The organism is Microbacterium sp. BWT-B31 (assembly GCF_041379855.1).
Taxonomy (GTDB): domain Bacteria; phylum Actinomycetota; class Actinomycetes; order Actinomycetales; family Microbacteriaceae; genus Microbacterium.
Map to the genome: position 1 here is coordinate 22,557 of NZ_JBFECU010000021.1, position 26,303 is coordinate 48,859.

A 26,303-nucleotide genomic window follows, 5' to 3' on the forward strand; every position below is an offset into this window, starting at 1 on the left:
GGGGTGCTAGCCGATCGATTCGACAGCGGCGCGCGCCTTGCGCAGCGCGTCTTGCGCGGACTCGTCGTTGCGCTCGAGCGATGCGCGCAGCGTCTGGATGATGCCGCGGACTTCGCCGGCGGCGTTCTTCCACCGCAGCTCCTTGGCGCGGTAGTCCTCCGACACGCCGTCGGCGGCGTAGTCGGCCATCGCGGCCTGCACGTCGCGGTCATGCTGGTCGATGAGTGCTTCGAGCTGCGCGGCGACGCGGTTGAAGTTGTCCTGCGCGTTCTGGGATGCCGCGATGTCGTAGTCGCGACGGTCGGCCTGGTTCGCCATGATGCGTCCTCTCGTCTGTCGCCGGTCAGCGGCCGGAGCCGAACCGGGCCGCGTCGAATGACGAACCGGCCTCGAGGCTCGATGTGGAGTCGACCATCGCCGACTCGCCTTCCAGGAATGAGCGGTTCATGCCGCCGATGCCCGTCAGCACGCCGTCCAGCGCCGCCTTCAGCTCGCCCGAGATCACGTCGGTGCGGTTCTTGAAACGGTCGAACGCGGCGCGCCCGGCCCCCTGGAACCGGCCCTGCAACGGCTCGGCAGCTTCCAGCAGCTGCCGCACCAGCAGCGACAACTCGTCACTGGACCCACTGGTCGCCTTGCTCAACACGCCCAGCGTGTCCGCACCCATCGCGAACTTCATCCCCACGTCCCTTAACTGTCGAGTCGACAAAACCGCCGATCGAACCGCGAACACCAATCTTTGAGACAGGCTGGCCCATCTCGTGCCATGCCCGATGTCTCCGAACGGGGGACATCGGGCACGTGTGCGCGCGTCAGCACGCCGGGGATGGGCGCATGCCACCTCGAAACGCACAGCTCAATCCGAGACCGCACCCGCACACGACCGAACAGACCAGCGACCTTCCCGCGTGCAGGAGCTTTCGAAGGACGGCGCCGCTCACTCCGTGCGGCGCGGGTCGACCGGGCGGGCAAGGCCCTGGTGCACGACACCGCCGCCGGTTGTCGCGACCATCGCGTCGAGGATTGCGACGCCGATCGCACCGCCCGGGTGCCACGGTGTGTACGCGTCGGTCCACCACTTCGCCATCGCCGGGTCGGCGTTCGCGCTCGGCAGCAGGCGCGCGACCTCCGCCGCGGTGGGGAGCAGACGCGGCCTCAGCACCGAGAGCACGACCGTGCCGGTTGCCAGCACCTGCAGCACCGCACCATCGTCGAGCGGGCGCAGTGTGAACGCATCGCGATCGGGATCGAGCCCGTCACCGCGCGCCCACACGACGCCGGCCGCGGTGGCGACGGTGTTGGCATCGATCGGCGTCGGCGTGAGAAGCACACTGCTACGAGGCATCCCGCCTCCCCGCTCGTCGAGACGGAGGTGGAGCGGCGGGCGCGGACACGGGTGCGGATGCCGCGACTTCGCCCGTGGTGGCGGTGGGCGTCGCGGCGTCCGGCGCGGCGGGAGTCGGGTTCGAACTCGTAACCGGTGTCGCTCTGTCGGGCGCCGCGGTAGCCGGACTCTCGACGTCGGTCGCCGGTGCCGGCGCGAAGTGCGCGATCTGCACGAGCGTAGGCCGGTCTCCGCGCCGCGCGAGGCGACCGCGGCCCGCGATCATCGGCTCGGCGTAGAGCTTGGGCAGCAGCTGCCCCTCGGCGCGGTCGCCCGACATGATGACCGCCGTCCCGCCGGTGTCGCGCACGCCCTGCAGGGCGACGTCGAACATCGCACGGGACGCGCCGGCGACCGGCCGGGAGACGACGACGTTGAGCCGCAGGTCGCGCGCCGACGCGAGGTAGGGCAGGAGGGGTCGCAGCGGCTCGGTGCCGCCGGCGGCCAGAATGTCGAAGTCGTCGGCGATCACGAGGATGCGGGGGCCCGAGGCATCCCTCGACGACTGCCGCTTCTCGAGCTCGGTCGCGATCGACTCGGCCAGCAGCCGCGCCTGCCTGCCGCTGGTGGCGTGCCCACCGAGGTAGTCGTCGGGGATCTCGCCGGCGAGATCCCCGCGGGCGTCCATGAGGCCGATCACGAGCTCTTCGCTGGAGTGCCGGTCGATCGCGCCCTGGACGACGCCGCGCAGCACCGTCGTCTTGCCGCATCGGCTGTCGCCGAGCACGAGCAGATGCGGGTCGCGGCTGGCGAGGTCGAGCGCGACCGGTTGCATGGTGTCCTGGCGGAGGCCGATCGGGATCTCGTCGGGCTCGTCGAGCGCGTCGGGGAGGTCGTGCGGCGAGAGGTCCTCGGGCAGCAGCCGGATGGGCGCCGCGCCGGGCCCACCCCAGCGGGCGGCCGTCTCTCGCGCGCTGCGTTCGAGCGCCTCGCCGATGTCGCCGTCGTCGACCTCGGCCAGCAGCGGCAGCGCGATCTGGGCGAACAGTTTCTCGTCGGTGAGGACGCGCCCCGGCTCGTCCGCGCGCAGCGACGCCGACAGCTTGCGGGCGATCTGCGAGTCGGCGGGGTCGTTGAGCTTCAGCTCGAGGCGCGTGCCGATGAGGCCCTGCAGATTCATGCGCAGCTCGCTCCAGCGCGACAGGGTGACGACGACATGCATGCCGAAGCTGCCGCCCCGCTCGAGCAGCTGTGTGAGCGGGCCTTCGAGGTCCTCGAAGTCGGTGCGCAGCGCCCCGAGCCCGTCGACGAGCAGCACGACATCGGCGCTCGGCAGCTCGGGCAGGCGCCCGTCGCGGTGCTGGCGGCGCATGTCGGCGAGGGAGTCGAGTCCTTGGTCGCGGAACACGCGCTCGCGCACGGCCAGCATCGCGGTGAGCTCTTCGAGCAGGCGCGTGAGTCGCTCGCGGTGGCCGCGGGTGGCGACCCCGCCCACGTGCGGGAACGGCTCGATGCGGCCGAGGCCGCCTCCGGTGAGGTCCATGCCGTACACGCTCACCTCGCGCGGCGAGTGCGTGAACGCCAGACCGGCGGCGAGCGTGCGCAGGAACGTCGAGCGGCCCGACTGCGGCGCGCCGACGATCGACACGTGCCCGCCCGAGCGAGTGAGGTCGAGCAGCCACGGCGACTGGCGCTGGCGGGTCGGGTCGTCGAGCAGCCCGATCGGCACGCGAAGCCCGCCGCCCTCGCCCTCGGAGCTCGGGAGCACCCCGCCGAGGGTGAGCACCGGCGGCAGGGGCGGCAGCCAGACGGGGGTCGTGCGGGCCACGCCGTGCGACAGGCGCTCGGTGGCCGCCTGCACCAGGGTGCGGCCGGTCGTCGGCGCCTCCGGCTCGGCAGGCTCGTCGGCGGTCGCGTCCGCGGCCGGCTCGGGCAGGTCGTACGCGGGCAGCTCGAGGATCGGCGGGGCGCCGGCATCCGTCTGCCCGTCGTCGACCCGCTCGGGGACCGGACCCGACACGTACCCGGCGCGGAAGCGTGTGTACACCGACGTGTCGACCTTGAGGTAGCCGAAGCCGGGGATCGCGGGCAGGTGGAACGCGTCGGGCGTGTCGAGGACGACCGCCGACTCGGACTCCGAGAACGTGCGCAGGCCGATCCGGTACGACAGGTAGGTGTCGAGGCCCCGCAGACGCCCGCCCTCGATGCGCTGGCTCGACAGCAGCAGGTGCACGCCGATCGACCGGCCGATGCGGCCGATCGTGAGCAGCAGTTCGACGAAGTCGGGTTCGGCGGTGAGCAGCTCGCCGAACTCGTCGATCACGAGGAACAGGTGCGGGAGGGCGGGAAGGTCGGGGCGGCCCTGGCGCAGCTGCCGGTAGTGGCCGATGGATGCCGCGTTCCCCGCGTCCTTCAAGAGGCGCTGGCGCCTGACGACTTCACCCTGGATCGACTCGCGCGCCCGTTCGGTGAGCTGCGGGTCGTCGGCGAGGTTGTCGATGATGCCCGCGACGTGCGGCAGCCGCGCGAACGGCGCGAACGCCGCCCCGCCCTTGTAGTCCACGAGGATCATGCTGAGGTCGTCGGGCGCGTGGGTGAGGGCGAGCCCGAGGATGAGCGTGCGCAGCAGCTCGCTCTTGCCCGAGCCGGTCGCGCCGATGCAGATGCCGTGGGGCCCCATGCCGAGCTGCGCCGACTCCTTGAGGTCGAGCAGCACCGGCGCTCCGCGGTCGTCGACGCCGATCGGCACCCGCAGGAAGTCGCCCGCCGACCTCGGCCGCCACGCCGCGTGCGGGTCGAGGTCGTCGATGCCTGTGATGCCGAGGAGCTCCGTCACGTCGGGTGCGAGCGAGGTGCCCGCGTCGACCGCCGAGGTGCGCGTGAGGCGAAGCCCCGCCAAGGGCCGCGCGATGACCTCGAGCAGAACGGTGCCGACGTCGTCGGGGCGGATGCCGCGCACGGCGTCCTCGCCGGTTCCCGGCGTCTCGATCATCGCGAGCCCGTCGGCGAAGGTGATGCGGGCCGACACCGCCGAGGGCTCTTTGAGCCGGTCGTCGACGAGGTGGACGACGGTGATCCCGAGGTCGGCGAGGTCGAGGGCGCTGTCCAGACGCGGCAGGGAGGTGGCGGCATCAGTGCCCTCGTCGATGAAGAGAACGAGCCGCCCAGGTTTGGTGCGCCGGCCCGAACGGCGCGATGCCGCCGCTGACGCGACGCGGTCGCGCAGCTCGCCCCCGATCAGGGCGAGCAGGTCATCGAGCGTCGGAGCGAGGCGGCGGGCCGCCGCCGCCCCCGGCGCGAGTGCGGGCTGCGAGACGTGCGGCAGCAGGTCGAAGCCCGCCCACGCGTCGAGGTGCGCCGGCGGCACCACCGCCGCGAGGTGCAGGTCGTCGGGGGAGTGCAGCGCCGCCAGCTGCGCGGCGAGCGCGCGGGCTGCCGCGAGCGTGTCGTGGCGGTCCCCGACGAGCGACACCTGGCCGCCGCGTTCGAGGTCGACGACCGCCGGCACGCCCTGCGCGACGCCCGCGAGCCGCACGAGCCGTTCAGCTGCGCCCTTCATCACGGGGTCGAAGGGCTGCACCGGGTTCTGCTCCGGGGGCAGGCGCACCTCGATGGCGCGCAGGTCGCCGGCGCCCAGGCGCACGCGCAGGAAGTCCGCGTCGCCGGGCCGGCGCTCCCAGCGCCGTGCCGGGTTCGCCCCGATCTCGACCAGCGACGCCGGATCGGGGTTCAGGGCGATGACGGCGTCGCGGTGCGCGTCGGCGTCCTCACGCACGCTCGCCCGGGTCTGCTCGAGGTAGTCGAGGTAGCGCTCGCGCTGCACGCGGCGCTGGCGGACGGCGTTGCCGCGCGCGGTGAACATCATCGTGACACCGCCGACGAGGGCGACCACCAGGATCACCGCGCCGACCACGACCATCAGGGGGTTGTTGCGCAGCAGCACGATCATCGTGACCGACGACAGGCTTCCGACGATCGGCAGCAGGGACTGCAGGGGAAACCCGCCCGCGTTCTCGCCGAGCGGCGGGGGCGGTGCGAGCACGACCTCGGCGGGCGGGTCGGTGGGGGCCGTGACCCGAGCGGGGCGATGGACGACGCGGGCGGTCACGCGACCACCTCGCCCGAGACGAGCGCGGACGCCAGCTGCAGCACGGCGCGGCGCGCGGCGGGCCGGTGGGGGCCGCGGCCGGCGCGCAGCCCGCGATCGAACGGGATGCCGACCACGCGGCCGTCCGCGGCAAAGGCGCGTGCCACGGCGTCGCCGGCGCGGGTGTGGTCCACGAGGGCGAGTAGCGCCGTGGGCGCCTCGGGCAGTCCCTCGATCGCCGGGACGACGGCACGCGCGAGTTCGGCGGGGGAGCGCCGCGCGTCGCTCACAACGCACACGGTGTCGCACAGCGCCGCGCATTCGGCCAGGTCGATGAGCGGATGCCGCGCCCCGAAGTCGGTGATCGACACGTCGAAGAACCGGGTGATCGGCGCCGCCTCGTCGAGCCAGGTCGCGACGGTGCCCGACGATGCGGCCGGGCGCAGGCCGAGGAATCCATCACCGGGCGCCAGGCCCGCGGTGGCGTCGGCGGTCGTGCGCGCCGCCCAGCGGTCGTCGTTCGGGGCGGTCGGTGAGAAACCGAGCCGGTCGCCGAGCCCGAGCGCGCCGGTCGAGACGTCCACGGCGAGGAGCGGCTCGCTCCGCCGCGCCGCGATCGCGCGCACGACCGCTGCGGCGAGCGTGCTCACCCCCACGCCCGGCGTGAGCGAGACGAATCCGATGCGCCGCGCGGTGGGGACGGCGCCGCGGATGCCGGCATCCCACGTCGTCAGGGTGTGCCGCAGCGCCGCACCGCTGCCGAACAGGGCGCCGGGAAGCTCACGCAGGTCGAGGCTCATGAGCCTGCGCCGAACATGCCGAGCAGCTCCGCGTAGACGCCGAACACCCCGAGGACGAGTGGGATGAGCGCGACAACCGCGACGGTCTCGAGCGCGTTGCCGAACCCACGCAGCCGTGCGCGCGTGTGCGGGCGGGGGCGCACGAGCACCGCGATCGCGACGAGCACTGCGGATGCCACGCCCGCCGCGGCACCGATCCATCCGTTCGCGCCGCTGAGGTCTGCGATGAGCGCAGCGAGGGCGATCGCGGCGACTGCGGCCCACAGGGCCCAGCCCTGCGCGCGCAGCGGGAACGCCCGCGTGCGCAGGGCGGCGATCAGCGCGAATGCGAGCGCGAGGAGCCCGCTCCACAGCTCGTGCTCGAGCGCGAGCGCCACGCCGGTCACGCCGAGGACGGCCGAGACAGCGGCGACGCTCCACGTGAGAGCGGCGTACGCGTCGTCGATCGACACCCGCGCGAGCGTCCGCGTGACGCTCGCGCCCTCGGCGACGCGCTGGTCGAGGCCGGTGAGCCCTGCCGCCGACAGGGCGATCCAGGGGAGCGGACCGGTCGCGAACGCGGCCAGAGTGCCGGCGATCGCCGCGGCCGCGACCGGCGGCACGTCGAACAGCAGAAGGGCGATGAGGATCGCCGCGAGCACGAGGCCCAGCGCTCCGCCCGCGGCCGCCCCGGGCCGGCGTCGAGCGAGGCCGAGCCCGACCGCGACCACGAGCGACGCCGACGCGATGAGGACCGCGGCCCCCAGCAGCGCCCCGCCGGGCCCCGCCGCCGATGCCGTGACCGCGGCGACCGCGAGCGGCGCCGCGAGACCGGCGCCGGCTGCGGCGAGGCATCCGGACACCCGCGCAAGACCCGCCAGGCCCACGCCTGCGGCGACCGCCAGCAGCACGAGCAGCGACGCCGTCAGCGCCCACAGCGCGGCCTGTGGGTCGCCCCACGGGGCGAGCAGGCCCGCCGCGGCGAAGGCGAGCGCGATGCCGGTGGAGCCGGCGATCGTGCGGGAGCGGTCGCCCCACAGGTCGGTGCGCGCGTCGTGCACGTCGGCGGCGGCATCGGTCACGTCGATCACAACCGGCGGCGGGGGCGCGGCATCCAGTCGCACGAGGCGCAGCAGGGTGCCGTCGGCGAGGTCGAGCTGCTGCGGCGAACGCGCGATGTCGACCTGCTCGCCGTCGGAGCCGACCAGCGTGAGGGGGCGGGCGACCGTGCCTCCGGTCTCGCCGAGCAGGTCGAGCAGGCGCGGAACCGCTGCGCCGAGCGGCTCGGCGCTGGCGACCACGACCTCGGCGCGGCGCGAGGCGCCGGCGACGGTCAGGCGGGTGTAGATGCTCACGGGGCCTCCGTGGGGGTGACGGCGACGGATGCGGTTGCCCGGTCGGACAGCAGCTGGCCGACGAACGAGACGCCGACGCACGCCGCGCACGCGATGGCGGCGACGATGACGGATGCCATCGCCCGGCGCACGTGGTCGTTGACGGTGCGGCGCTCGTCGATGCGCCCGTAGAGCAGGGCGGAGCCGAGGCGCATGCGCTGGATCTTCGCCTGCTCGATGAGGACGGTATCGCGCTGATCGGGCATCAGGGCCCCTCTTCCTGCGGCGCGCGCAGCTGCGCCGACACCTCGGGTGCGATGGCCAGCAGCTCGGCCACGCGTCCGGTGTCGAGCGCCCCGAGCACGTCGGCGAGCCGCTGCCAGCCGCCGCCCGCTGTCTCGCCGAGGGGCACGAGCACCCCCGGAAGCCGAGGACTGCCGACCAGGGCGGCACCGAGCTCGTCTGCCCAGCGCTTCGGCTCCAGCCCGAGCGCGCGCACGCCCGGTGGGCCTATCAGGAGGGCCAGCGGCTCGGGCGGTGAGACGACGGTGCAGCGGCGGGCGAGGTCGGGGGAGCCCAGCGCGGCGAAGGCCACGCCGAGCAGTGGCATCCCGACCCCTGCCGCACGCGACAGGAATCCGCGGGCCTCGGCGGCGATCGCGGCTCCGCGCGCCTCGCCGGGGCCTGCGACGTCGGCCCACACGCGCGTGGTCTCTTCGAGCCCCTCGGCCGTGCGGGCGACCTGCACAGTGCCGATGAGCGGATGCTCGGCCGCCGTCACCGCGGCGAAGCGCGTGTCGTCCGGCATCCGTCGGCGCGTGCGCTCGGTGATGTCGTCGCGATCCCACGGGGCCACGAGCGGCTCGGTCGGCCCCCACGCGGTCGGCGCCGACCCCGCGAACACCTCGGACGCCGCCTCCGCGACCCCGCCCAGTCGCACCGGGCGGGTCACGCGGTGCCGCGTCGACACCGTCGCGACCACCTGCATGCGCGACAGGATCGCGCCCCGTAGGAAGGAGGGGTGCGGGCCGTGTGCCGCCACGGCGCCCGGGCGCAGTGCGAGGGCGTCCTGGGCCGCCGCGACCCGCACGCCGGTGCGCACGTCGTACAGGCCGTCGCCCTCAGTGCGCACCACCCACGCTCCGCGTACGGCGGCCAGCGCGTCGCTGAGCGGCTGCGTCATGCGGGAGTGCTCGCCCGTGACGACCACGGGACGAAGCCCCGCCGTCGCGGCGCGATGCAGGAAGTCGCTCATCCCGACGGCGAGCGCGACGACCTCGGCGCGCGTCTCGGTCGCCGCCCAGCCGGGGCCGCCTGCGTCCCGCAACGGATGCTCGATCGTCGTGTCGGTCATGCGGCCGTGCTCACGGTGAGGACGCGGTCGCCGAGTTCGAGCGTCGCCTTGGCCGGCAGCGGGGTCGGCTGGAACGGCAGCAGCGGCTGTGGCGCCGCACCCGCCGACCGCAGAAACGTGCCGTTCGTCGAGCCGAGGTCCGTCGCCCACAGCACGCGGCCGTCCCATTCGAGGCGGGCGTGCGACTTCGACAGCGTGCGCGACAGGTCCGGCCACCGGTACAGGTGCGCGGGGATGTCCGCCGGTGCCTGCGGGTCGCGGCCGATCACGAGCACCCCCTCGACCTGGATCCGCTGCCCCGAGTCGAGCTCGACGACGGGCGCGCGAAGGCGCGTGGCGGTGACCGTTGCGACCGGGGCGGGTGCGGCATCCGGGAACACCAGCGGCGCCAGCGCAGGCGCGAACGGATCCCGCCCCCGGTTCAGGTCGAAGGTGCGCAGGCGGCCCGCGAAGAGTGCGGGAACGACGGATGCCCCGGCCGCGACGCCCGTGGAGCGGTCGACGGTGCGCGTGCCCGCGGCGCGCCGGCCGAGTGTGCGCCCGGTGCGGGCGAGCCGGGTGACGGATGCCGCCGCCAGCGCGATGGCGGCGAGGAGCAGCATCCACCCGATGCCTGCCGCCGCCGCGACGAACGCGACCGCGGCGATCGCGATCAGGGCGGCCGGAACGAGGATGTCGACACCCGCGGCGGCGAGGCGCTGGCCGACGCTCGCGCGGCGGGTGAGCACGAGCGCATCCACGTCGGCGGGGCGGGTCGAGTCCGGTGTCGTCATGAAGGTTCCGTCCGGGGTGAGGACCCTACGAGTCTAGGCGGGCCGCCGCGGGCGGCCTCAAGCGTGTGAAGAGCGGATGCCGCGGCATCCGGCTACTGCGGGCCCGGCGAGAGCTGGTTCGCCACCAGCCGGTTCTCGGTGAGCAGAGCCCCGGGCACACCGCCGACCTCGAACACGCCGAAGTCGATCATGGTCGCGCCCAGTCGGCTCGCGACGTCGGGGTCATCGCCGACGACCTGCAGGTGCACGTTCGCGTCGGCGACCCGCAGCACCCGGACCGGCACGCCCTGGTACAGCGCCGTGAAGACCAGTTCGAGCACCTCGCACTCCGCGAGCGACACGGTGCGGCTCCACGTCGCCGGGCGATGCTGCGTCCAGCCGTCGCCCTCGGGCGCGGCGAACGACGTGAGCTCCACCGTGTCTTCGTCGACGTCTGCGGCGTACTCGGTGCCGTTCCAGACTGCGCGGGTGCCGAAGTACCGCGACGCGGGGCGCCATTCGCGCGCGCCGGACCAGCCGCGCGCGGCACCGTGGTAGACGGCGACGAACTCCTGCCGGGTGTCGGCGTGGACGCGCCAGACCTCCGCGCCGGGCGTGTACCTGGTCGTGGACAGCGTCCAGACCGGGACGACAGACTCGTCGACCGGATGCAGGAAGCCACCTGGAAACGACGGCCACGGGCGCTCGGCGCCGGACGGCGCACTCAACGTCGCGCAGCGAGGCATGGCGAATCGCACCACGTCGACCGACGGACTTGCGTCGTCGGCGATGCCGTACGCGGCACGCAGCGCTTCGGGCGTGTTCAGCGCGACCGCGGCGGATGCATCCACCACGTACCCGCCCAGCTGGTCGTACCCGCGCTCCCGCACCAGCCCGGCCATGCCCGGCTGCAGCAGCTTCTGAAGGACGACTCGGCTCACCGGCGAGCCTTCGCCGGCGTCATCGGGGAGCCTCGGGCGAGGCACATCATCCGCCCACCATCGGGTACATGGTCTCGGTCACGCTAATGTCGTCGATCTCGGACGGGTCGACTTCCGCGTACCAGCCGTCGTTCTGATTGCCGCGCAGGCCGGCGGCGACGGCCTCGTCGGGGCGGTTGCCTTCGTAGAAGATCTGAACCAGGCCACGATGCAGTCCCGACCTGATGGTCGATCCGACCGAGACCGGCACGTCGTGCCAACGGCCCGAGACCTCGCGCTCGTAGGCCGCGTCGAATGCGCTCGTGGGAAGCATCACCCACGGGTCGGCGGGATCGGTGCTGAACTCGAGCGCTTCGGGAAAGCGGGCGAGCGTGAGCTCGCCGCTCACGGTGACGCGCTGGTACGTGCCGCCCCCCGAGCGGAACAGCAGCTTCTCGCCCCGGTACTCGTAGAACCGGGCGGGTGTCACGAACTCTGTCATCAGCTGCCCTGGGGGATCCACTCCTGACCGCGCAGCACGGCTTCGAGGCGGGCGTGCGACTTCGACAGCGTGCGCGACAGGTCCGGCCACCGGTACAGGTGCGCGGGCAGGTCCGCGGGCGTCTGCGGATCGCGGCCGATCACGAGCACCCCCTCGACCTGGATCCGCTGCCCCGAGTCGAGCTCGACGACGGGCGCGCGAAGGCGCGTGGCGGTGACCGTTGCGACCGGGGCGGGCGCGGCATCCGGGAACACGAGCGGCGCCAGCGCAGGCGCGAACGGATCGCGTCCTCGGTGCAGGTCGAGGGTGCGCAGGCGGCCCGCGAAGAGTGCGGGAACGACGGATGCCCCGGCCGCGACGCCCGTGGAGCGGTCGACGGTGCGGGTGCCGGCCGCGAGAGCGCCGAGCGAGCGCCCGGGTGCAGGCGAGCGAGGTGACGGATGCCGCCGCCAGCGCGATCACGGCGACCGCGGCGAGGGCGACCGGGACGACGACGTCGATGCCCGCCGCGGCGAGGTGCTGACCCGCGCTCGCGCGGGCGCGTGAGCACGAGCGCGTCCACGTCGGCGGAGCGGGTCGAGTCCGGTGTCGTCATGAGTGTTCCGTCCGGCAGGGGACGCGTCGAGTCCAGGCGAGGCGGTGAGGTCGGATCCGGACGCCCACGGTCCGGGGATCCACGAGTCGGAGCCTGGTCTCGCCGGCCGCCGTGAGTCCGAAAGTCGTCATCCGAGCACCTCCAGGTCGATGGCCGGCGGGTGTGAGCGACCTGCCGCGCGGATCACGCACCATAGCGACCGGGCTGATGGATCTCGGCGGGAGCGGTCGCGCGAGCGCTCCGCACCAGTTCCCCGATAGCCGCATCGTCCGGCACGTGTGGGAGTGCGGTGCCGGATGCGGGCTGCTCGAGCACGACCTGGATACGAAGGCCCCCGACTTCGCGAAATGACGTCACAGGCACCAGTCGGGCATCGGGGAGCAGCACGATCTCCTGGTCCGCGGGGTGCGCGGACAACATGGAGATATCGCGTGCGGAGGTGCAGAGGAACAGGTGGGCGCCTGTCGCCCGGAAGTTCTCGGTGGCGACACGGAGGTCGCGGCTCGCAGCCAGTGGCACGCCGGAGGTGAAGGGTGCCGCCAACTCGAACCCCGCAGCGCGCCATGCGAGGCCGACAAACGTCGGCAGGCGTGAGACCGCTGTGACGAACGCGGACGTCGGATCGCTCACGGATGGTGCTCCTCGAACGTGTGGAAGACAGAGGTGACCCCGACGATGCCGAGATCCTCTGCGCGCGCCGCAGCCTGCGCCTCGTCGGCGGACACGGCCGCGATCCACGGTCCGGGAGACCCCGGCTTCTGTCCGACCCAGGGAAACAGCTCCGCATCGGTACCGGGATCGTCGCGGCGCACGACCGTGCGCGCCACGACACGCTCGGCAAGGGCCTCATCCCACCGCGACCCCCAGCGAGCGTGTCCGACGGCAGCCAAGACGACGGCCGCGGGATGGAACGCGATCATCGTCCGGACGTGAGCCTTGCCCTCGACCACGACGATCGCCTCGTGGATGCCGAACTGCACCGCGACGCCGTCGCCCACGGCGACGCGGGCATGCCCATGGGGCGTCAGCGGCACAAGCCGCCCGAGTGCATCGAGCTCTCCGCGCACGCGTCCTAGCCATCTCTCCTTGGCAGTCTCGTCGTCGCGGGCGCCGAGCATCTTGGAGACGCCCGCGAATCCGAGTGTCTCGCGCACGTGCTCGTTCAGGCCGGACCAGAGGACGTCGTCTTCGAGTCCGCGCTCTCCGGGCCGGATCATCCGTCCACCTCCCGGAGATGGATTCGCCATACGCCGGCGCTGTCTTGGAACTTGCTCACGACTTCGAACGACGTGCCGCGCTGGAACAGGAACTCGGCCTCGCCCCACAGGAAGTCCTTCACGACGAAGTTGAACGTCGCCTCGCCGCACCCCTCGGTGCGCTCGACCGGCGCGCCCCACGGCATCTCGGTACCCTCGGGGATCTCGTCCAGGCCGTACCCGTTCGGGTCGTTCTCGGACTGGTACGAGCGCAGTGCGGCAGCGCCGTAAAGGGCGCGGATCTTGTTCGCGCAGGCCCGCGCGGCCTCCCACAGCAGCACCTGCTGGGCGCCCACGGCCGCGATCAACTCGTTGTTGCGGTCGACCGCGCCCTGATCCTCGTGCCACTCCTTCGTGACGTACCGGTACTGCGGGATGCCGCTCGTCGGCGTGCCGGTCGAAGAGACCGCGCCGTACGCGTTCCACGACCCGGAGTACTGCGTCGCACTCACCCACACGGGGTTGAGCTCACGCACGCGCACGCCGTGCGCGACCGTCGTGTCGATGAATGCCTGCGCCTGGGCGCGCAGCCGGTCCAGTTTCCGCTTTGATCGGGCGGACGTCTTCGGCGAACCCGATCAGCGCGGCCGAGACCGTGTCGAGGTTGTCGCCCGCCGCGGTCGCCTGCGTCGACACCGGATGCATCAGCCCGAGGAACGTCGCAGACTCGGGGGCCGAGTACACCCCGGACATGCCCCGCCACGACGTCTGCACGCTCGAGCCGTTGTCACGCACCGAGCCGGCGATCGTGCCGACCGTGCGGGCGTGGGACGCGATCAGGTCGGGCTCGAGGCCCTGCCCGGGAATCGCGGAGGGGTCGATCGGCGACGGCATCAGAACATCCCGCGCGGAAGCTGCGGCGGCGAGATCGCGGCGACGGCTGCCGACTGCGCGTTCGCGGCCATCTCCAGGTCGCCTGCGATGTACGCCTGCGTCGCGGTGACCGCGCCGGAGGCGGCCGCGCTGATCCGCGCGTTCATGCCCTGGATGCGCGGGCCTTCCTCCTGCTCGAAGTACGCCTGGATCGCCTCGGCGATCGCCGCGGACTGCGCCGCGGTCACCGCCCCCTCCAACGCCGGGCCCAGACCGGTCAGCGACTCACCGAGGGCCGTCGCGTACGTGTTCACCTCGGTGAGCACTCCGGCGACCCCGGTCGGGTCGATACTCCACCCCGTCATGTTCCGGGATCAGTCCTGGGTCAGCCGATCGACTCGACCGCGGACCGCGCCTTGCGCAGGGCGTCCTGCGCCGACTCGTCGTTGCGTTCGAGGGACGACCGCAGCGTGGAGATGATCCCCTTCACCTCGGCCGCCGCGTTCTTCCACCGCACCTCTTTCGCACGGTAGTCCTCCGACACGCCCTCGGCGGTGTAGTCGGCCATCGCCGCCTGCACGTCGCGGTCATGCTGGTCGATCAGCGCCTCGAGCTGCGCGGCGACGCGGTTGAAGTTGTCCTGCGCGTTCTGGGATGCCGCGATGTCGTAGTCGCGACGGTCGCTCTGGTTCGCCATGATGCGTCCTTTCGTCTCTCGCGGGTCAGCGGCCGGCACCGAACCGGGCGGCATCGAACGCGGAGCCCGCCTCGGCCGACTGCGTCTGATCGACCATCGCCGCCTCGCCCTCCAGGAACGACCGGTTCATACCCCCGATACCGGCCAGCACGCCGTCCAGCGACGCCTTCAACTCGGCCGAGATCGCATCGGTGCGACCCTTGAACCGGTCGAAAGCGGAACGCCCCGCACCCTGGAAACGGCCCTCGAGCGGCTCAGCCGCCTCGAACAGCTGCCGGACGAGCAGCGAAAGATCGTCGCTCGAACCGCTTGTGGCCTTGGACAGCACCGACAGCGTGTCGGCTCCCATCGCGAACTTCATGATCGTTCCGCACCCTCCCCGGCCCGCGATCGTGACCGCGGACCCACCCGAACAAGCAAAAGCCTGATCAGGCTAACTCACACCTTCGACACTCCCTGTGAGAGTTTCCATAGAAAGCGCCGTGACGGCGGCGTGAGGCGACGCCGGTCGCCGTCTGCGACGAGAGGAACCGCGGGGATCAGGTGCGGAAAGGGCGGTAGCGGCGCTCGGCCACCATCTGCTCGAACTCCTGAGCGTGCGACGGCGAGATCTCCTCGAGGTCGGAGTCGAGGTAGCGGGTGATCGCCCGTTCGACCCGACCTGATCGGTCGGCATCCCAGCGGTCGGTGTCGCGGAGCACCTCATCGACGACGCGGTCGCCGATGACCTGTCGCCGGAAGAGAGCCTGGGGAACCCGCTCGCCGCCCCGAGGAGCGAAAAGGGCGAAGTATCGCGTGACCGCCGGCGGATCGATGAGCAGGGTGTCGACGCCGACCCACAGTCGCCGGTAGAACCAGCGGGAAGCGAGGGCATCCGTCGCGCTGTCGTCCAGATCCGGTCGGGCCGCGTGCAACAGCCTCCTGTACTCGTCGCCCGCGCCCAGCGATCGCGGGTCGAGGCCATGCGTGTCGAGTGTCTCCGATGCTGACACCGCCGTGAGCACCTCCTCAAGGAGCGCCTCCGGGGAGAGGCCGGCGGCGGCTGCGAGGGCGGCCACCGCGGACGTGTCAGCGCGCGGCATCTTCGCCTCGCCCCAGCCGGTGAAGGCTACAACTCCGGAGGAGACCTGCTCCGCCGTCGGATCAGCGCTCGTAGACATGGAGGGGCCTCCCGGTATGGGCGTCGATCAACGTGATGCTCGTGACGTTCTCGTTCGCCAGAAGCCGCGGGAACCCGTAGAGATTCCAGACCGCCCGGTGCGGGCGAGCGAGGTGACGGATGCCGCGGCCAGCGCGATCGCGACGAGGAGCAGCATCCACCCGATTTCTGCTGCCCCTGCGACGAAGGCGACCGCGGCGAGGGCCACCGGGACGACGACGTCGACGCCCGCGGCGAGCAGGTGCTGACCCGCGCTCGCGCGGCGCGTGAGCACGAGCGCGTCCACATCGGCGGTGCGGGTCGAGTCCGGTGTCGTCATGGCGGTATCCGTCCGGGCAGGGGACGCATCGAGTCTAGACGAGCCGGTGCGGATGGATCCGGGCGCTCGCGGCCTGGGCATTCTGTCTCATCGATCAGCCGCGGACTCGATGAGTTCGGGGTGGTTCATGGCCGGACCTCCTTGATGTATCCATTGTTGAGGAGCCACTGGACGGTCTGCGGCAGCTCTAGCTGGATGCCGCCACCACCGCGGGCCGTCTCGAGTGCATCGTCCAGCGCTTCCTCCTCGGTCGCGAATTCGCGCCTCGAGGACTCCATGACGCCCGCCCGCTCGTCGGTGATCTCGCGATGCCAGACCCCGTCGCGGACGTACAACAGACCTTGTTGGTGGAGGTGCCGCGGGGCTCCCCGAAGACCAGCCAGCGGGTCAGCCGCTCCTGGCTGACGATCGCGTCGAAGCTCGCTCGATCCATCACGGAACCTCCCTCAGCACGCCCAGCTTCTCGAGCAGATAGACGGGGGAGCGGGAGCTCCACCTGCAGGCCGCCCCCGGTGCTGCCGAACCCCGGCGCGATCTCGCTCTGCATGGGCTGCTTGCCCCAGGTGAAGCGGCGCGTCAGCACGAGCGCATCCACCTCGGCGGGGCGGGTCGAGTCCGGAGTCGTCATGAGTGGTTCCGTCCGGGGTCGGGACCCTTCGAGTCTAGGCGGGGCGCCGCGCGCCACCGGGAGGCGGATCGCCTTGCCCGGCGGACATCACATCGGGATGCCGCGGTTCCAACCCGGCTTGCGGATCAATCGCTCGTCGTTCTTGCGCTCACGACACTCGTCCGCGAACGCGGTCGCCGCCTCGCCGTCCGCGAGGAACCGCTCGTACTCGTCGAGGTCGAGCTCGTAGTACTCCTCGTAGTCGGCGAGGCCGTTGGTGACCGGGATCGCGAGGTACCTCTTGCCGGTGTCCTGCTCGATGCCCAGCGAATACCGGCCCTCGCAAGAGAACTCGACGGGTGTGAACTTCACGATCAGCCCTTCGTCCGCGCGTTTCGGGCTTACCGGTCGGGTGTGGACGAGTCGGAGGGGGACCCCGTGGGGTGCTCGGGGTCTGGTGGCCGCGCAGCGGGCACGTCGATCACGCGCGCAGAGCTGAGGATCGCGGACCGCAGCACGCCGGGGGCAAGTCCGATGTAGCGGCTGAACCGCGCGGCTTCGATGTCGCTGGCGAACCGCCGTTCCTCGCCCGTGCGCGGGTCGGTCAAGACGAACCCGCGGTCGAGGTCGCCCGAGAGGTTGAGCCCGTTGGAGGGTTCGGCGATCCCATCGGGGCGGGTGGTGATGCCGTGACGCAACGGGGGGAGCCCCTTGCGGGACCGGACCTCGTTGGCGGTGAGCAGGGTGAGGTAACGGTCGACGTCTTCGACGGAGGGGCTCGTGAACACGACGCCTCGGTCCTCATCGCGCCAGGTCTTGTGGATCACCCACTCGTGGTCGTCCTGCGCGATGCGCATCGTCACCTCGTCGTCGGCGACCGAAAGCCCCGTCGGTTGCTGCTGAACGGCTCGGCCGGTCTCCGCAAGCCAGTCTGCAACCTCAGTGAGTCCGAAAGCCGTCATCCGAACACCTCCCGGTCGATGAGCTCCTCGATGCTTCGGCGGGAGCGGTCGAGCGAGCTTCCCGCACCAGTTCCGCGATTCCCGCTCGTCCGGCGCGAACGGGAGTGCGGTGCCGGATGCAGGCGCTCGAGCACAACCTGGAATGGATCCTACTCACGGACGGATCACTGGCCTCGCCGGCGGGCGCGCCAGCGCATCATGCGATCGAGCGCGCGGAGGCGTTCGATGAAGTCGTCGAGCGCGGCCTCCTCATCGTCGAAGAACACCGCGCCGTGGACTGCCGCGCGTTCGTCGGTCGTGTACGTCCACCAGCGCTCGCCGTCGCGCCCGATTCCGACGACGTTCGCGCGGTTCGTGGGCTCCTCGAACCACACGAAGTCGGTGAGCGACTCGACTGACACGATTGCGAGCGCCTCATCCTGTCTCATTGATCAGCCTCGGATCTCTCGGATAGCCCTCCGGGACTCCGGCCCGCTCATCCGTCATCCATTCTCAGAAACGCTGGCACATGGATGCCGTCAGCGCCACGTGAAGCTGAGCAGAGACACGAGCGCCTCGCGGGCCTCCTGCGAGAGCTCGGATGCGGCACTGAGTCCGTCGACCTCGCGACGCGCCCAGTCGAAGAGGTCTCCCGCGGTCTGGTCAGGGCGGATCGCATCGAGTCCCGCCATGATCGCGCCGACGCGGGCGCGCAGTTCGTCGGATGCGATGCGATCCGGGTGGTTTCCCGGGATTGCACCGACGTCGAGCCCGACGTAGTCCACGATCGCGGCGCTGAGCGGAACGTCGAGGGTCATGAGTGTGGGTTCCTTTCGAAGAGCAACCGTAGCGGCAGAGCGCGTCCGATTCGGTTGCGAACCTCCGGCGAGTGCCTTCCAGGACTTCGGCGCCGGCGTCATCATCACTGTCAGTCGCGGCCGAGCGGCCGGTAGGAGCGGTCGGCGAAGACACGAAGCACCGCATCGGGGGAGGCGTCGTGGCTCCCGCCCGAGCGGATCGCCGCTTCGAGGGGTGTTTCGGCGCGGGGATCAGGCATCTAAGTACTCTCCGTAGACTTCCCGGACGTCATCCGGCGCGACGGCGACAGCGTACCGCTCGGTCATCAGCCACCACGTGCCGCAGACGTCGCAGCGGTACAGCTCGCTGCGATCGGGAATGCTCTCACCGATGAATCGAGGACGCTCGCCGGCCTCCCACTGCCGCCGGCATACCTTGCAGCCCTGAGACTCCCAGGGCGTGACCTGGTTCACCAGACCCGCTCGAGGACCCACTGGCCGTCGGCCAGGAGGAAGCGGAAGGCGTCGGGCATGACAGGTGTGCCGCCCGGGATGACGAACTCGCGGGTGGGATTCACGAGGTATCCGGCACCCGGCCCTCACCGAGGGCGGCGGTGTGTCCGCCTTCGAGAAAGTGCGGCCACCCCATCGCGTCCGACGCGGTCGGGACCCGGTAGCCGATACCGTCCGTGGGGAAGGCGAGACTGTGGACCTCGCCGCCCGTGACGAGGCGTGCTTCTGTCGCCGGAGACATGCCGGCGTCCTCCGCGGGCATGACGAAGAACGGCCGCCCGGGAGCGCCGAGCGTGTCGGACGGACCCGAGTAGTACTTTGACGAGGCCGCGTCGTCGAAGAAGGCGACGTCCGGTGCCGTCATGGCTCGTCCCTGCGGGCCCTCGCGACCAGCTCTGTCTGCGTGAGCAGTGCCCCCGGCACGCCGACGAGCTCGAACTGCCCGAAGTCGATCATGCTCGCGTGGAGCTGCTCGGCGATCGCCGGGTCGTCGCCGACGATCTCGAGGCGGAGGTCGCTGCCGATCACCTCGAGCACCCGGACGTCGACGCCCTGCAGCGATGCGCGGAAGTCGAGCTCGTAGACCTCGCATTCGGCGACCTCGACGACCCGGCTCCAGGTCGCGGGGCGCTGCTGCGACCACCCATCGTGCTCGAGCTCTGTGAAAGACGTCAGCGAGACGGCGCCGTCTGCGACGTCCGCGGCATACTCCGTGCCGCGCCAGACGGCGCGCGTGCCGAAGTAGCGGGACGCGGGCCGCCACTGGCGAGCACCCGACCAGCCGCGTGCAGCGCCTCCGTACGACGACATCATCTTCTGAGTGCCATCGGCGGAGATGCGCCACACCTCCGCACCCGGCGAGTATCGCGTCGTCGAGAGCGTCCAGACCGGGACGATGGGCTCCGCCACCGGGTGAAGGAAGCCTTGGGGGTAGGCGGGCCACGGGCGCTCCGCCCCGGACGGCGCGTTCAGCTCCGCGCACGCGGGCGTGAGGAATCGCACGACATCGACCCAGGGGTCTGCGTCATCGGCGATCCCGTAGGCGGCGCGCAGAGCCTCCGGGGTCCGCAACTCGGCTGCGGCCGAGGCCTCGACGACGTACCCGCCGACCTGGTCGTAACCGCGATCGAGCACTATCGCCGACATGCCCCTGTGCAGGAGCTTCTGAAGCACGATCCGACTCATCGGCCCGTCATCGGGTACATCGTCTCTTCGACGGTGACGTCCTCGATTTCGGACGGATCCACCTCCGCCGTCCACCCGTCGTTCTGGTTGCCGCGAAGACCCGCCGCGATCGCTTCGTCGGGACGGTTCCCCTCGTAGCTGATCCTGACCAGCCCGCGCCTGAGTCCGTGCGCGATCACGGACTCGAGCGCGACGCGAACCCCGTGCCACCTCCCGAAGACCTCCTGCCGGAACGACGCGTCGAAGGCGGTCTTTGGCAGCATCACCCACGGCTCGTTCGGGTCGGAGCTGAACTCGAGGGCTTCAGGGAAGCGTTCGAGGGTCGGCTCACCGTCGACCTGGACGCGGGCCCACGTGTCGCCCCCGGAGCGGAAGCGGAGCTTGTGTCCCTTGTACTCCAGGAACGTTGCGAACGTCGGGATGTCAGCCATCAGCTGTCCTGCGGGATCCACTGGTGGTTGCGCAGCACGGCGTAGAGGCGCTGAGTGCCGTCGTCGAGCACCTCCCACACCTCCGCCCCGTTACGCATCGTCACCCTGTCGGCGCGATACTCGGGCAGGATGTCGTCGGCAGCCGCGAGGAAGCCGTTGCCGGTGAAGGGTGGCTGGTAGTGGTCGAGGGCTCCGTTGCCGCCCATCGAACTGTGCGGCTGCGGAGTGACGGTGCCCTGACCGGGGATGTCGGATACCTGGAATCGGAGAACGAACGCGGAGTTGTCGCCGACCGAGAAGTTGGTGTCGGGGTAGTCCAATCGCAGCCGGTCGTAGAAGTCACGGGGCAGGGCGAGATGCGCGGTGTCGTCCGCGACCGAGACGGACCCGCGCACGGTGTCGACGTCATCGAGGATCATTCTCTCGGCCTGGCCCAACACGACCTTCGCGGATCCGTCGGGCTGAACGGCGAAGTGCGGCTGGTCCATCACCTTCTGGAACACGGTGTCAGGGCTGACCTGTGCGGTCTGGGAGGTGTCCATCAGTTCACCTCACGTATCAGCCCGAGGTCGAGCAGGTCCTCGACGGTCAACGGCAACTCCATCTGGATTCCTCCGCCGGGGTGTTCGAACGCCTCGGCGATCGGTCCCTGCCTCGTGAGCAGACTCGGATTGTAGAGGGTGCTGCCCTGCGCTCGCGCGGCGCGTGAGCACGAGCGCGTCCACGTCTGCGGTGCGGGTCGAGTCCGGTGTCGTCATGGCGGTTTCCGTCCGGGCAGGGACGCATCGAGTCTAGGCGAGCCGGTGCGGATGGATCCGGGCGCCCGCGGCCTGGGCATTCTGTCTCATCGATCAGCCGCGGACTCGATCCGCCTACGCGCGGAACGTCAGCAGATCCTTCAGCAGGCGCAACGAATCCAGTGCGTCGGCGAGCGCCTCGGACTCGGTCGCGAACTCCCGGCGAGTGCCTTCCAGGACTCCGGCCCGCTCATCCGTCACGAGCGTGCGCCACGCGCCGTAGTCCTCGAAGACGCACACCTTGTTCGCGGTCGTCCCTCCCGGGCGGGACCGTGCGAGCCATCGACCGAGACGCTCCTCGACCACGGCCTTCTCGAACTCTGCCTCGTCCATCAGTGGACCTCCTTCAGAATGCCGAGGGCCTCGAGCACGCTGACCTGGATCGGCAACTCGATCTGCAGACCACCGCCGGAGCTGCCGAAGCCGGGCGCGATGACCCCTTGCATCGGCGACGTGCCCCAGGTGAAGTAGCCACGATCGATGACGCGGTCGACCAGGGCCCCACGCACCGCGCCGGCGATCGTGCCGACGGTGCGGGCGTGCGACGCGATCGTGTCGGGGTCGAGGCCGTGCCCGAGGATCATCGAAAGTCACGTCGGATCTCGTCGGCGGGCTTGCGACCGCACTCGATGAGTCGAGCTGCGTTGACGGTGCTGAGACCCCAGGCGCGCCGGCTCTGCTTGCTCTCTGTCCACTCGATGAGGTAGCCATCGGCCCCCAGATCGGTCGAGACTCCCGGCGGCGGTGACGTCACGACCGCAGCGTCGATCGGCCGAGGAAGCCTTGGCATGCCCGCCCGTCGGCGCACGTCCGGACCGTATCGGAGCGTCAGGAATCGGTCGAGCACCTCGAGGTCGTTCGTCATGATGAGCGGACTCGAGATGGCCCCCCGCTCGTACTTTCTCACGACATAAACGCCGTCGACCACGGAGCAGACGTCGTCGGGGTCGCCCGTGCGGAACGCGAAGAGCGCGTCGCTGGGCTGCGTCCAGGTCCAGCCACCCTCGGCGGCGAAAGCGATGAGGGGTGCGAGCTCGTCGGCGATGGTCACGAGAGAATGCCCAATCCGTCTGGTCCGAGATCCAAGATCGACAGGACTCGTTCGTCGTGGTGTCGCGGAATCGGATCTGCCATCCACCGCCCGGGAATCCGTGTGCGGGCGCGCCCGCACTGTCGCTCAGCCAGATCGTCAATCTTTGGTTCCCACACCCCGATCGGCGAGGTACTTGTCGGGGATCCGCAAGCGCACGCGCCGATCGAGTTCGGTCATGAGCCTAGTCAGGTCATCGAGCCCCGGTGCAGACTCGGTCGAGGTCAGTACGGGGAGCACCACGTTCCCGTGATCCTCGCCGAACCCGAACGCACCGCGGTCATACGTGAAGACGATCGGTGAGAAGTCATACAGCACGAAGCGGTACGCCAGCCACGCCCTGTCGCCATCCGCATGCTCAAGCACACGGAAGCCGGAGACCTGCTCGCCAAACACTCCGCGGAGCGCATCGCGAAGGGCGCGTGAAAGGTCGAGCATCGACTTACCGGAGAGCATTCCATCCACCTTGCCCATCTTCGACGATCTGGCAATCGAATCGCTCAAGGTAACGTGCCTCCATGCTGAGGAAGGATCCGGGACGCAGATCCGGATCGTGCGTGAATCGAATCGTCTTGTTCGCGCCGATCGCGTCGTCTGGAACTGGACGGTTGAAGAACTCGAACATGTCGTCGACGGGCGAGAGGTCATATCGCGTCTTCGCCGCATCCCAGTCGCCGCCCATGTCGAAGTACATTGCGTCGGAGCGTTTCGCGACAGCAAGGTAGGAACTGTCATCGTTCGTCCAACGCCCGAGCACGAGCGTGTTCGAATGCGGGTTATGGAGCGACTCTTCCCGCAGCTGGAGATATTCATCGACAGGGATGCTCGACCCGCGGACCCCTGGTCATACCGCACGTCGGTGAGGACGCGGCCCGGCTCGTCCGCGCGCAGCGACGCCGAGAGCTTGCGGGCGATCTGCGAGTCGGCGGGGGTGGAACGCACCGTCGGTGGGCAGGATGTCCGTGTTCCTGCGCCTGTCGAAGCCCATTCTGGGCGGATCAGTCGAGTCGAGCGAGGCGGCCCTCGCGCACCAGGTCGCGGATACCGACGCCGGCCTCTGCGATCGCGAATCGCACGCCGCCGCCTTGACGTCCGAACCAGGGGGGTGTGACCGACGCCTCGACGCGGAGAGCGTCCGTCGTCACGAACGAGTGAAGAGGCTGGCCGAGAGCCGTCGGCGGGAGGGAGCGCGCCTCGAAAGACGTGCCGGTGGGGAAGAGCAGGTAGCCGTCGAGCGCGCCGATGCGATCGAGCAGCAGCCCGGCGGGAGCGTCGATGAAGGTCCTGTTGCCGGCTCGGCCCGCCAGGTCGAGGATGTGCGGCGCGGCCCACGCGAGCATGCGCTCGCGTTCATCGTCGGCGATCGACGAAGCGGGCGGGAGCGGGCCGAGCAGGTAGGCGTACAGCGCTGCCACGGCTTCCTCGGCGCTCGGCCTGCGCAGGAGCAGACGCGGCTGCCCGTAGTCGACGGTGCTGATCGTCCACACGCCGGCAGGAGTCGAGCTCACATGCAGGGCGCCCTCCCACGCGAGTCCGACGTCGCCGGGCAGGATCACCGCCTCGTCGGGCACCGCCTCGTCGCGCAATCGCGCGCGAGCCGCCTCCCAGGGTTCGGTCATCACACGCCCTTCCGTCGCAATCGCCTGCCAAGCCTACCGATGTCGGCGGGGCGGCCGAACGGGCAGAATGGAGCAGTGCACGAGGAACAGGTGCTCGCGACCTGGGCAGAGAGCCTGGGCTTCGCGGAGCTCTCGAAGGAGTCGGGCATCGTTCACGGGTGGGGCGACATGGAGGTCGCGTTCGGGGTGCGCCACGAGCTCGACGGGTGCACGGTCGTCACTCAGAATCGCGGGCACTGGTCGACGACGGGGCACTTCGCGACTCTCGCGGACGCCGATGCCTTCCTTCTCGTCTGCTTCGGAGCGATCTGGCGGGCCGATCGGGGGCTGGAAGACGTCTTTCCGGCGGATCCTGCGCCGCGCGCGACGATCGCACACGCGGATGGTGGATACATCGCGGAGGTGGACGGCCACCGGGCCGTGCTTGCGCACCGCGCGAACGCCAAGCGGTACACCCACATCGCCGGAAAGAACCTGCGCGAAGTATCCGACTTCCTCCTCGCGTGACGCTGAGCAGTTGCCATCGCGGGAATCCTCAAGGGTTGCGGTCGCGCAGTCTCGCGATCTGAGCATCGAGATCTTCCGCTGTCGACAGCGCGAACGAGTCCGAACCGTCCTTCGGTACGACGATGGGGGCATTGCCGACCAGCATCGCGTCGAGGTCGTCGTTCTCGAGGTAGTCACGACCCTGATAGAAGAAGACCCAGTGCGCACCGGTGTCGACGGGCTCGCCGATGATCTTCCGCGCTATCCCGTCAGTTCTGGCAGACGCCTCGAGCAGCTTCTCCGCGGCATGCACGGCGTCCTCTTGCGAGCGATCCATCATGGCGTTCCCGTGTGGGTGATCAACAGGCGCAGGCGTGCCGCGTTCTCGAGCGTCGCGAACTGGCCGGACTGTGCATCCAGGAAGACGACGCCGTTCCGATCATGGATCACGTTGAAGACATGTCCGATGCCCGTCGGTCGCTCGATCAGCACGATAGCCCGGCTGCCCTCCGGCAGCGTTCCCATCGTCTGGGCGATGGAGGCATAGTCCGGCACGATCTTGAAGGACTCACTGAGCCCGAGGGACCTCGTGATATCCGTGATCGGTGCACCGTTCGTGTGCACGGGCATCGCAGACGATGGTGCTCCATCCATCAGCTGGTCGAAAGCGATGACGCATCGTGTGCAGTTGACGTCGAACCCCGCGCCGTTGTCGAGGAAGCGTGTTGCGTTGATGCCGAGCATGCCCGGGTACTCGTGACGGATGATCGCCCGCTGAATGTCGGCAGGCACACTGCCGAAGTGGAGCGCCGACACGTCGGCCGAGCCGGGAATCGGTGACCGCAGCTCGCTCAGCGTCGTCGCCCCGGCGTCGAGATCTGGATTCGGCGTCGGGACCGTCGGCTCGAGGACGCGGTAGTCGTTCGAGAGCAACTGCTCGACGCTCAGCACGCCGTCCGTCTCATGGACGAATTGGATCTGCACGCCGCCGCCCGGTTGCCCGAAGGCGGGGGCGACCTCGGAGACCTCGATGCGAACCCCTGGAGGGAGCTCATCCACGGTCCGGAACACGTGATAACCCGCATTGAGGTTGCCGCCCGGAAGCGCACGGTGCTCGAAGGGAACGCCCTCGGGCGACAGGTAGCTGCCGCCGCTGCCGCCGAAGCGGTCGACCGTCGTGCCGAACTCGCTTCGGAACGCGCTCATGTCCGTGTACGTGACGCGGGTGCCGGGTGCGGCGCCGTCGTTGCCGGGGTAGACGGGCCGGTCGTCCGGACCCATGTAGCGCTCTTCCCACTCCGCGCGCGTGTAGGGCTGGCCGTCGGAGCCTCTGCCGTAGGGCGCGTCGGGATCGGTGACGAGGTGCCGGATATCGGCGGGCACCTCAGTCGGAGGCGCATAGCGATCCGGAAGGGTGCCGTGGTCGGGACGGGGCTCGCCGTAGCCTGCGTCGATCTGATCGCCGCGGTGCGCGGGACCAGACGTCCAGCCGTCGCCGGGATCAGCGGGAGCGGGCGCGTCGTCGGCGGCGCCAGACGCGCGCGAATCGGCAGTGGACCCGGAGGCGGGCGAGTGTCCTGATCCGCCCGTGCCCGATTCGGCGGCTCCACCGGTGTCGGGGTCGCGCACGACGGTGGTCTCGCCGGACCCACTGGTCTCGGTGCGGACCGGCGCCTCGTCGACGATCGTGTTCACCGCGCCGGCGCCGCTCTCGGCGTGGGCACCGCCGGCGGTGACGAGTTCGGGTTCGCGGACGGGCGCGGAGATCGCGGCATCCGTCCCCTCGCCGCCCGTGCGGATGCCGGCGGCGGCGTCGAACGAGCCGGCGGGGGTCTCGATGCGGCCGCCCGGGAAGTCGAAGACGTTGTTCCCCGCGGCGTCGACGTGCACGGTGACGGTGTTCAGGTCGGTGCCGAAGTCGTCGAGGAGGTTCATGGCGTGGGTGG

General features: G+C 70.7%; 42 protein-coding genes. 1 reads left to right on the forward strand and 41 read right to left on the reverse strand.

Annotated features, from left to right (window positions below; genetic code table 11):
* Positions 1–6 precede the first annotated feature (6 nt).
* The 39 genes from AB1K54_RS15895 to AB1K54_RS16085 form a co-directional block, all read right to left on the reverse strand.
* Positions 7–318, reverse strand: coding sequence for a pore-forming ESAT-6 family protein (locus tag AB1K54_RS15895; RefSeq protein ID WP_371203736.1), 312 nt, complete (start codon positions 316–318; stop codon positions 7–9).
* A 25-nt stretch (positions 319–343) separates the two neighbouring features.
* Positions 344–679 carry a hypothetical protein gene (locus AB1K54_RS15900; RefSeq protein WP_371203737.1) on the reverse strand — a complete coding sequence of 112 codons (336 nt, stop codon included), beginning with the start codon at positions 677–679 and terminating at the stop codon, positions 344–346.
* 258 nt (positions 680–937) lie between these two features.
* Complete coding sequence (locus AB1K54_RS15905; RefSeq protein ID WP_371203738.1) at positions 938–1,345, reverse strand: hypothetical protein; 408 nt, start codon at positions 1,343–1,345, stop codon at positions 938–940.
* On the reverse strand, positions 1,335–5,432 hold the full coding sequence (gene eccCa / locus AB1K54_RS15910; RefSeq protein WP_371203739.1) for a type VII secretion protein EccCa: 4,098 nt from the start codon (positions 5,430–5,432) through the stop codon (positions 1,335–1,337). Before eccCa ends, AB1K54_RS15905 begins: the two co-directional genes overlap by 11 nt.
* A complete protein-coding gene (locus tag AB1K54_RS15915; RefSeq protein WP_371203740.1) occupies positions 5,429–6,211 on the reverse strand; it encodes a hypothetical protein in 783 nt (260 codons plus the stop codon). The genes eccCa and AB1K54_RS15915 overlap by 4 nt, the downstream gene beginning before the upstream one ends.
* Positions 6,208–7,545, reverse strand: coding sequence for a hypothetical protein (locus AB1K54_RS15920; RefSeq protein WP_371203741.1), 1,338 nt, complete (start codon positions 7,543–7,545; stop codon positions 6,208–6,210). The genes AB1K54_RS15915 and AB1K54_RS15920 overlap by 4 nt, the downstream gene beginning before the upstream one ends.
* The gene (locus AB1K54_RS15925; RefSeq protein ID WP_371203742.1) at positions 7,542–7,790 is read right to left on the reverse strand and encodes a hypothetical protein; all 249 of its coding nucleotides are present in this window, start codon (positions 7,788–7,790) and stop codon (positions 7,542–7,544) included. The genes AB1K54_RS15920 and AB1K54_RS15925 overlap by 4 nt, the downstream gene beginning before the upstream one ends.
* Positions 7,790–8,878, reverse strand: a complete 1,089-nt coding sequence (locus AB1K54_RS15930) for a DUF6177 family protein (RefSeq protein WP_371203743.1) — start codon at positions 8,876–8,878, stop codon at positions 7,790–7,792. The genes AB1K54_RS15925 and AB1K54_RS15930 overlap by 1 nt, the downstream gene beginning before the upstream one ends.
* Entirely contained in the window at positions 8,875–9,651 is a 777-nt protein-coding gene (locus tag AB1K54_RS15935) for an FHA domain-containing protein (RefSeq protein WP_371203744.1), read from the reverse strand. Before AB1K54_RS15935 ends, AB1K54_RS15930 begins: the two co-directional genes overlap by 4 nt.
* A gap of 92 nt (positions 9,652–9,743) precedes the next feature.
* Positions 9,744–10,571, reverse strand: coding sequence for a hypothetical protein (locus AB1K54_RS15940; protein WP_371203745.1), 828 nt, complete (start codon positions 10,569–10,571; stop codon positions 9,744–9,746).
* Between the two features lie 46 nt (positions 10,572–10,617).
* The gene (locus AB1K54_RS15945) at positions 10,618–11,052 is read right to left on the reverse strand and encodes a hypothetical protein (RefSeq protein ID WP_371203746.1); all 435 of its coding nucleotides are present in this window, start codon (positions 11,050–11,052) and stop codon (positions 10,618–10,620) included.
* Positions 11,052–11,306, reverse strand: a complete 255-nt coding sequence (locus AB1K54_RS15950) for a hypothetical protein (protein WP_371203747.1) — start codon at positions 11,304–11,306, stop codon at positions 11,052–11,054. Before AB1K54_RS15950 ends, AB1K54_RS15945 begins: the two co-directional genes overlap by 1 nt.
* 524 nt (positions 11,307–11,830) lie before the next feature.
* Positions 11,831–12,277: a hypothetical protein gene (locus AB1K54_RS15955; RefSeq protein ID WP_371203748.1), complete on the reverse strand. Its 447-nt coding sequence runs from the start codon at positions 12,275–12,277 to the stop codon at positions 11,831–11,833.
* Entirely contained in the window at positions 12,274–12,864 is a 591-nt protein-coding gene (locus AB1K54_RS15960) for a hypothetical protein (RefSeq protein ID WP_371203749.1), read from the reverse strand. The genes AB1K54_RS15955 and AB1K54_RS15960 overlap by 4 nt, the downstream gene beginning before the upstream one ends.
* Positions 12,861–13,379: a hypothetical protein gene (locus AB1K54_RS15965; RefSeq protein WP_371203750.1), complete on the reverse strand. Its 519-nt coding sequence runs from the start codon at positions 13,377–13,379 to the stop codon at positions 12,861–12,863. The genes AB1K54_RS15960 and AB1K54_RS15965 overlap by 4 nt, the downstream gene beginning before the upstream one ends.
* The gene (locus tag AB1K54_RS15970) at positions 13,372–13,737 is read right to left on the reverse strand and encodes a hypothetical protein (RefSeq protein WP_371203751.1); all 366 of its coding nucleotides are present in this window, start codon (positions 13,735–13,737) and stop codon (positions 13,372–13,374) included. Before AB1K54_RS15970 ends, AB1K54_RS15965 begins: the two co-directional genes overlap by 8 nt.
* Complete coding sequence (locus AB1K54_RS15975) at positions 13,737–14,081, reverse strand: DUF6507 family protein (protein ID WP_371203752.1); 345 nt, start codon at positions 14,079–14,081, stop codon at positions 13,737–13,739. The genes AB1K54_RS15970 and AB1K54_RS15975 overlap by 1 nt, the downstream gene beginning before the upstream one ends.
* A 20-nt stretch (positions 14,082–14,101) precedes the next feature.
* Complete coding sequence (locus tag AB1K54_RS15980; RefSeq protein WP_371203753.1) at positions 14,102–14,413, reverse strand: pore-forming ESAT-6 family protein; 312 nt, start codon at positions 14,411–14,413, stop codon at positions 14,102–14,104.
* 25 nt (positions 14,414–14,438) lie between these two features.
* Entirely contained in the window at positions 14,439–14,774 is a 336-nt protein-coding gene (locus AB1K54_RS15985; RefSeq protein ID WP_371203754.1) for a hypothetical protein, read from the reverse strand.
* Between the two features lie 178 nt (positions 14,775–14,952).
* On the reverse strand, positions 14,953–15,573 hold the full coding sequence (locus AB1K54_RS15990) for a hypothetical protein (protein ID WP_371203755.1): 621 nt from the start codon (positions 15,571–15,573) through the stop codon (positions 14,953–14,955).
* Between the two features lie 27 nt (positions 15,574–15,600).
* Positions 15,601–15,891: a hypothetical protein gene (locus AB1K54_RS15995; RefSeq protein WP_371203756.1), complete on the reverse strand. Its 291-nt coding sequence runs from the start codon at positions 15,889–15,891 to the stop codon at positions 15,601–15,603.
* 125 nt (positions 15,892–16,016) lie between these two features.
* Complete coding sequence (locus AB1K54_RS16000) at positions 16,017–16,226, reverse strand: hypothetical protein (RefSeq protein ID WP_371203757.1); 210 nt, start codon at positions 16,224–16,226, stop codon at positions 16,017–16,019.
* A gap of 380 nt (positions 16,227–16,606) precedes the next feature.
* Positions 16,607–16,870 (reverse strand): hypothetical protein, encoded by a 264-nt coding sequence (locus tag AB1K54_RS16005; protein ID WP_371203758.1) that lies wholly within the window; start codon positions 16,868–16,870, stop codon positions 16,607–16,609.
* A 29-nt stretch (positions 16,871–16,899) separates the two neighbouring features.
* Positions 16,900–17,460: an Imm61 family immunity protein gene (locus AB1K54_RS16010; RefSeq protein ID WP_371203759.1), complete on the reverse strand. Its 561-nt coding sequence runs from the start codon at positions 17,458–17,460 to the stop codon at positions 16,900–16,902.
* Positions 17,461–17,624: 164 nt separating this feature from the next.
* Complete coding sequence (locus AB1K54_RS16015; RefSeq protein WP_371203760.1) at positions 17,625–17,888, reverse strand: hypothetical protein; 264 nt, start codon at positions 17,886–17,888, stop codon at positions 17,625–17,627.
* A 90-nt stretch (positions 17,889–17,978) separates the two neighbouring features.
* On the reverse strand, positions 17,979–18,257 hold the full coding sequence (locus AB1K54_RS16020; RefSeq protein ID WP_371203761.1) for a hypothetical protein: 279 nt from the start codon (positions 18,255–18,257) through the stop codon (positions 17,979–17,981).
* A gap of 110 nt (positions 18,258–18,367) precedes the next feature.
* Complete coding sequence (locus AB1K54_RS16025) at positions 18,368–18,496, reverse strand: hypothetical protein (protein ID WP_371203762.1); 129 nt, start codon at positions 18,494–18,496, stop codon at positions 18,368–18,370.
* Positions 18,489–18,710 carry a hypothetical protein gene (locus AB1K54_RS16030; protein WP_371203763.1) on the reverse strand — a complete coding sequence of 74 codons (222 nt, stop codon included), beginning with the start codon at positions 18,708–18,710 and terminating at the stop codon, positions 18,489–18,491. Before AB1K54_RS16030 ends, AB1K54_RS16025 begins: the two co-directional genes overlap by 8 nt.
* A 100-nt stretch (positions 18,711–18,810) precedes the next feature.
* On the reverse strand, positions 18,811–19,113 hold the full coding sequence (locus tag AB1K54_RS16035) for a hypothetical protein (RefSeq protein ID WP_371203764.1): 303 nt from the start codon (positions 19,111–19,113) through the stop codon (positions 18,811–18,813).
* On the reverse strand, positions 19,110–19,934 hold the full coding sequence (locus AB1K54_RS16040) for a hypothetical protein (protein WP_371203765.1): 825 nt from the start codon (positions 19,932–19,934) through the stop codon (positions 19,110–19,112). Before AB1K54_RS16040 ends, AB1K54_RS16035 begins: the two co-directional genes overlap by 4 nt.
* A complete protein-coding gene (locus AB1K54_RS16045) occupies positions 19,931–20,365 on the reverse strand; it encodes a hypothetical protein (protein ID WP_371203766.1) in 435 nt (144 codons plus the stop codon). Before AB1K54_RS16045 ends, AB1K54_RS16040 begins: the two co-directional genes overlap by 4 nt.
* The gene (locus tag AB1K54_RS16050; protein ID WP_371203767.1) at positions 20,365–20,907 is read right to left on the reverse strand and encodes a hypothetical protein; all 543 of its coding nucleotides are present in this window, start codon (positions 20,905–20,907) and stop codon (positions 20,365–20,367) included. The genes AB1K54_RS16045 and AB1K54_RS16050 overlap by 1 nt, the downstream gene beginning before the upstream one ends.
* Positions 20,907–21,029, reverse strand: a complete 123-nt coding sequence (locus tag AB1K54_RS16055; RefSeq protein WP_371203777.1) for a glycohydrolase toxin TNT-related protein — start codon at positions 21,027–21,029, stop codon at positions 20,907–20,909. The genes AB1K54_RS16050 and AB1K54_RS16055 overlap by 1 nt, the downstream gene beginning before the upstream one ends.
* 208 nt (positions 21,030–21,237) lie before the next feature.
* On the reverse strand, positions 21,238–21,495 hold the full coding sequence (locus AB1K54_RS16060; RefSeq protein ID WP_371203768.1) for a hypothetical protein: 258 nt from the start codon (positions 21,493–21,495) through the stop codon (positions 21,238–21,240).
* Complete coding sequence (locus AB1K54_RS16065) at positions 21,495–21,746, reverse strand: hypothetical protein (RefSeq protein ID WP_371203769.1); 252 nt, start codon at positions 21,744–21,746, stop codon at positions 21,495–21,497. The genes AB1K54_RS16060 and AB1K54_RS16065 overlap by 1 nt, the downstream gene beginning before the upstream one ends.
* Positions 21,743–22,213: a hypothetical protein gene (locus tag AB1K54_RS16070; protein ID WP_371203770.1), complete on the reverse strand. Its 471-nt coding sequence runs from the start codon at positions 22,211–22,213 to the stop codon at positions 21,743–21,745. The genes AB1K54_RS16065 and AB1K54_RS16070 overlap by 4 nt, the downstream gene beginning before the upstream one ends.
* A 138-nt stretch (positions 22,214–22,351) precedes the next feature.
* Entirely contained in the window at positions 22,352–22,717 is a 366-nt protein-coding gene (locus AB1K54_RS16075) for a hypothetical protein (RefSeq protein ID WP_371203771.1), read from the reverse strand.
* A complete protein-coding gene (locus AB1K54_RS16080; protein ID WP_371203772.1) occupies positions 22,695–22,946 on the reverse strand; it encodes a hypothetical protein in 252 nt (83 codons plus the stop codon). Before AB1K54_RS16080 ends, AB1K54_RS16075 begins: the two co-directional genes overlap by 23 nt.
* 304 nt (positions 22,947–23,250) lie before the next feature.
* Positions 23,251–23,871 (reverse strand): TNT domain-containing protein, encoded by a 621-nt coding sequence (locus tag AB1K54_RS16085; protein WP_371203773.1) that lies wholly within the window; start codon positions 23,869–23,871, stop codon positions 23,251–23,253.
* 75 nt (positions 23,872–23,946) lie between these two features.
* On the opposite strand from AB1K54_RS16085, the gene AB1K54_RS16090 reads away from it, so the two are divergent.
* Positions 23,947–24,378 (forward strand): hypothetical protein, encoded by a 432-nt coding sequence (locus AB1K54_RS16090; protein WP_371203774.1) that lies wholly within the window; start codon positions 23,947–23,949, stop codon positions 24,376–24,378.
* Positions 24,379–24,406: 28 nt separating this feature from the next.
* Here the strand turns inward: AB1K54_RS16090 and AB1K54_RS16095 are convergent, their stop codons facing one another.
* A complete protein-coding gene (locus AB1K54_RS16095; protein ID WP_371203775.1) occupies positions 24,407–24,694 on the reverse strand; it encodes a YrhB domain-containing protein in 288 nt (95 codons plus the stop codon).
* Positions 24,694–26,303, reverse strand: a 1,610-nt coding sequence (locus AB1K54_RS16100) for a glycohydrolase toxin TNT-related protein (RefSeq protein ID WP_371203776.1), incomplete at its 5' end; no start/stop codon positions are given. The genes AB1K54_RS16100 and AB1K54_RS16095, both read right to left, overlap by 1 nt.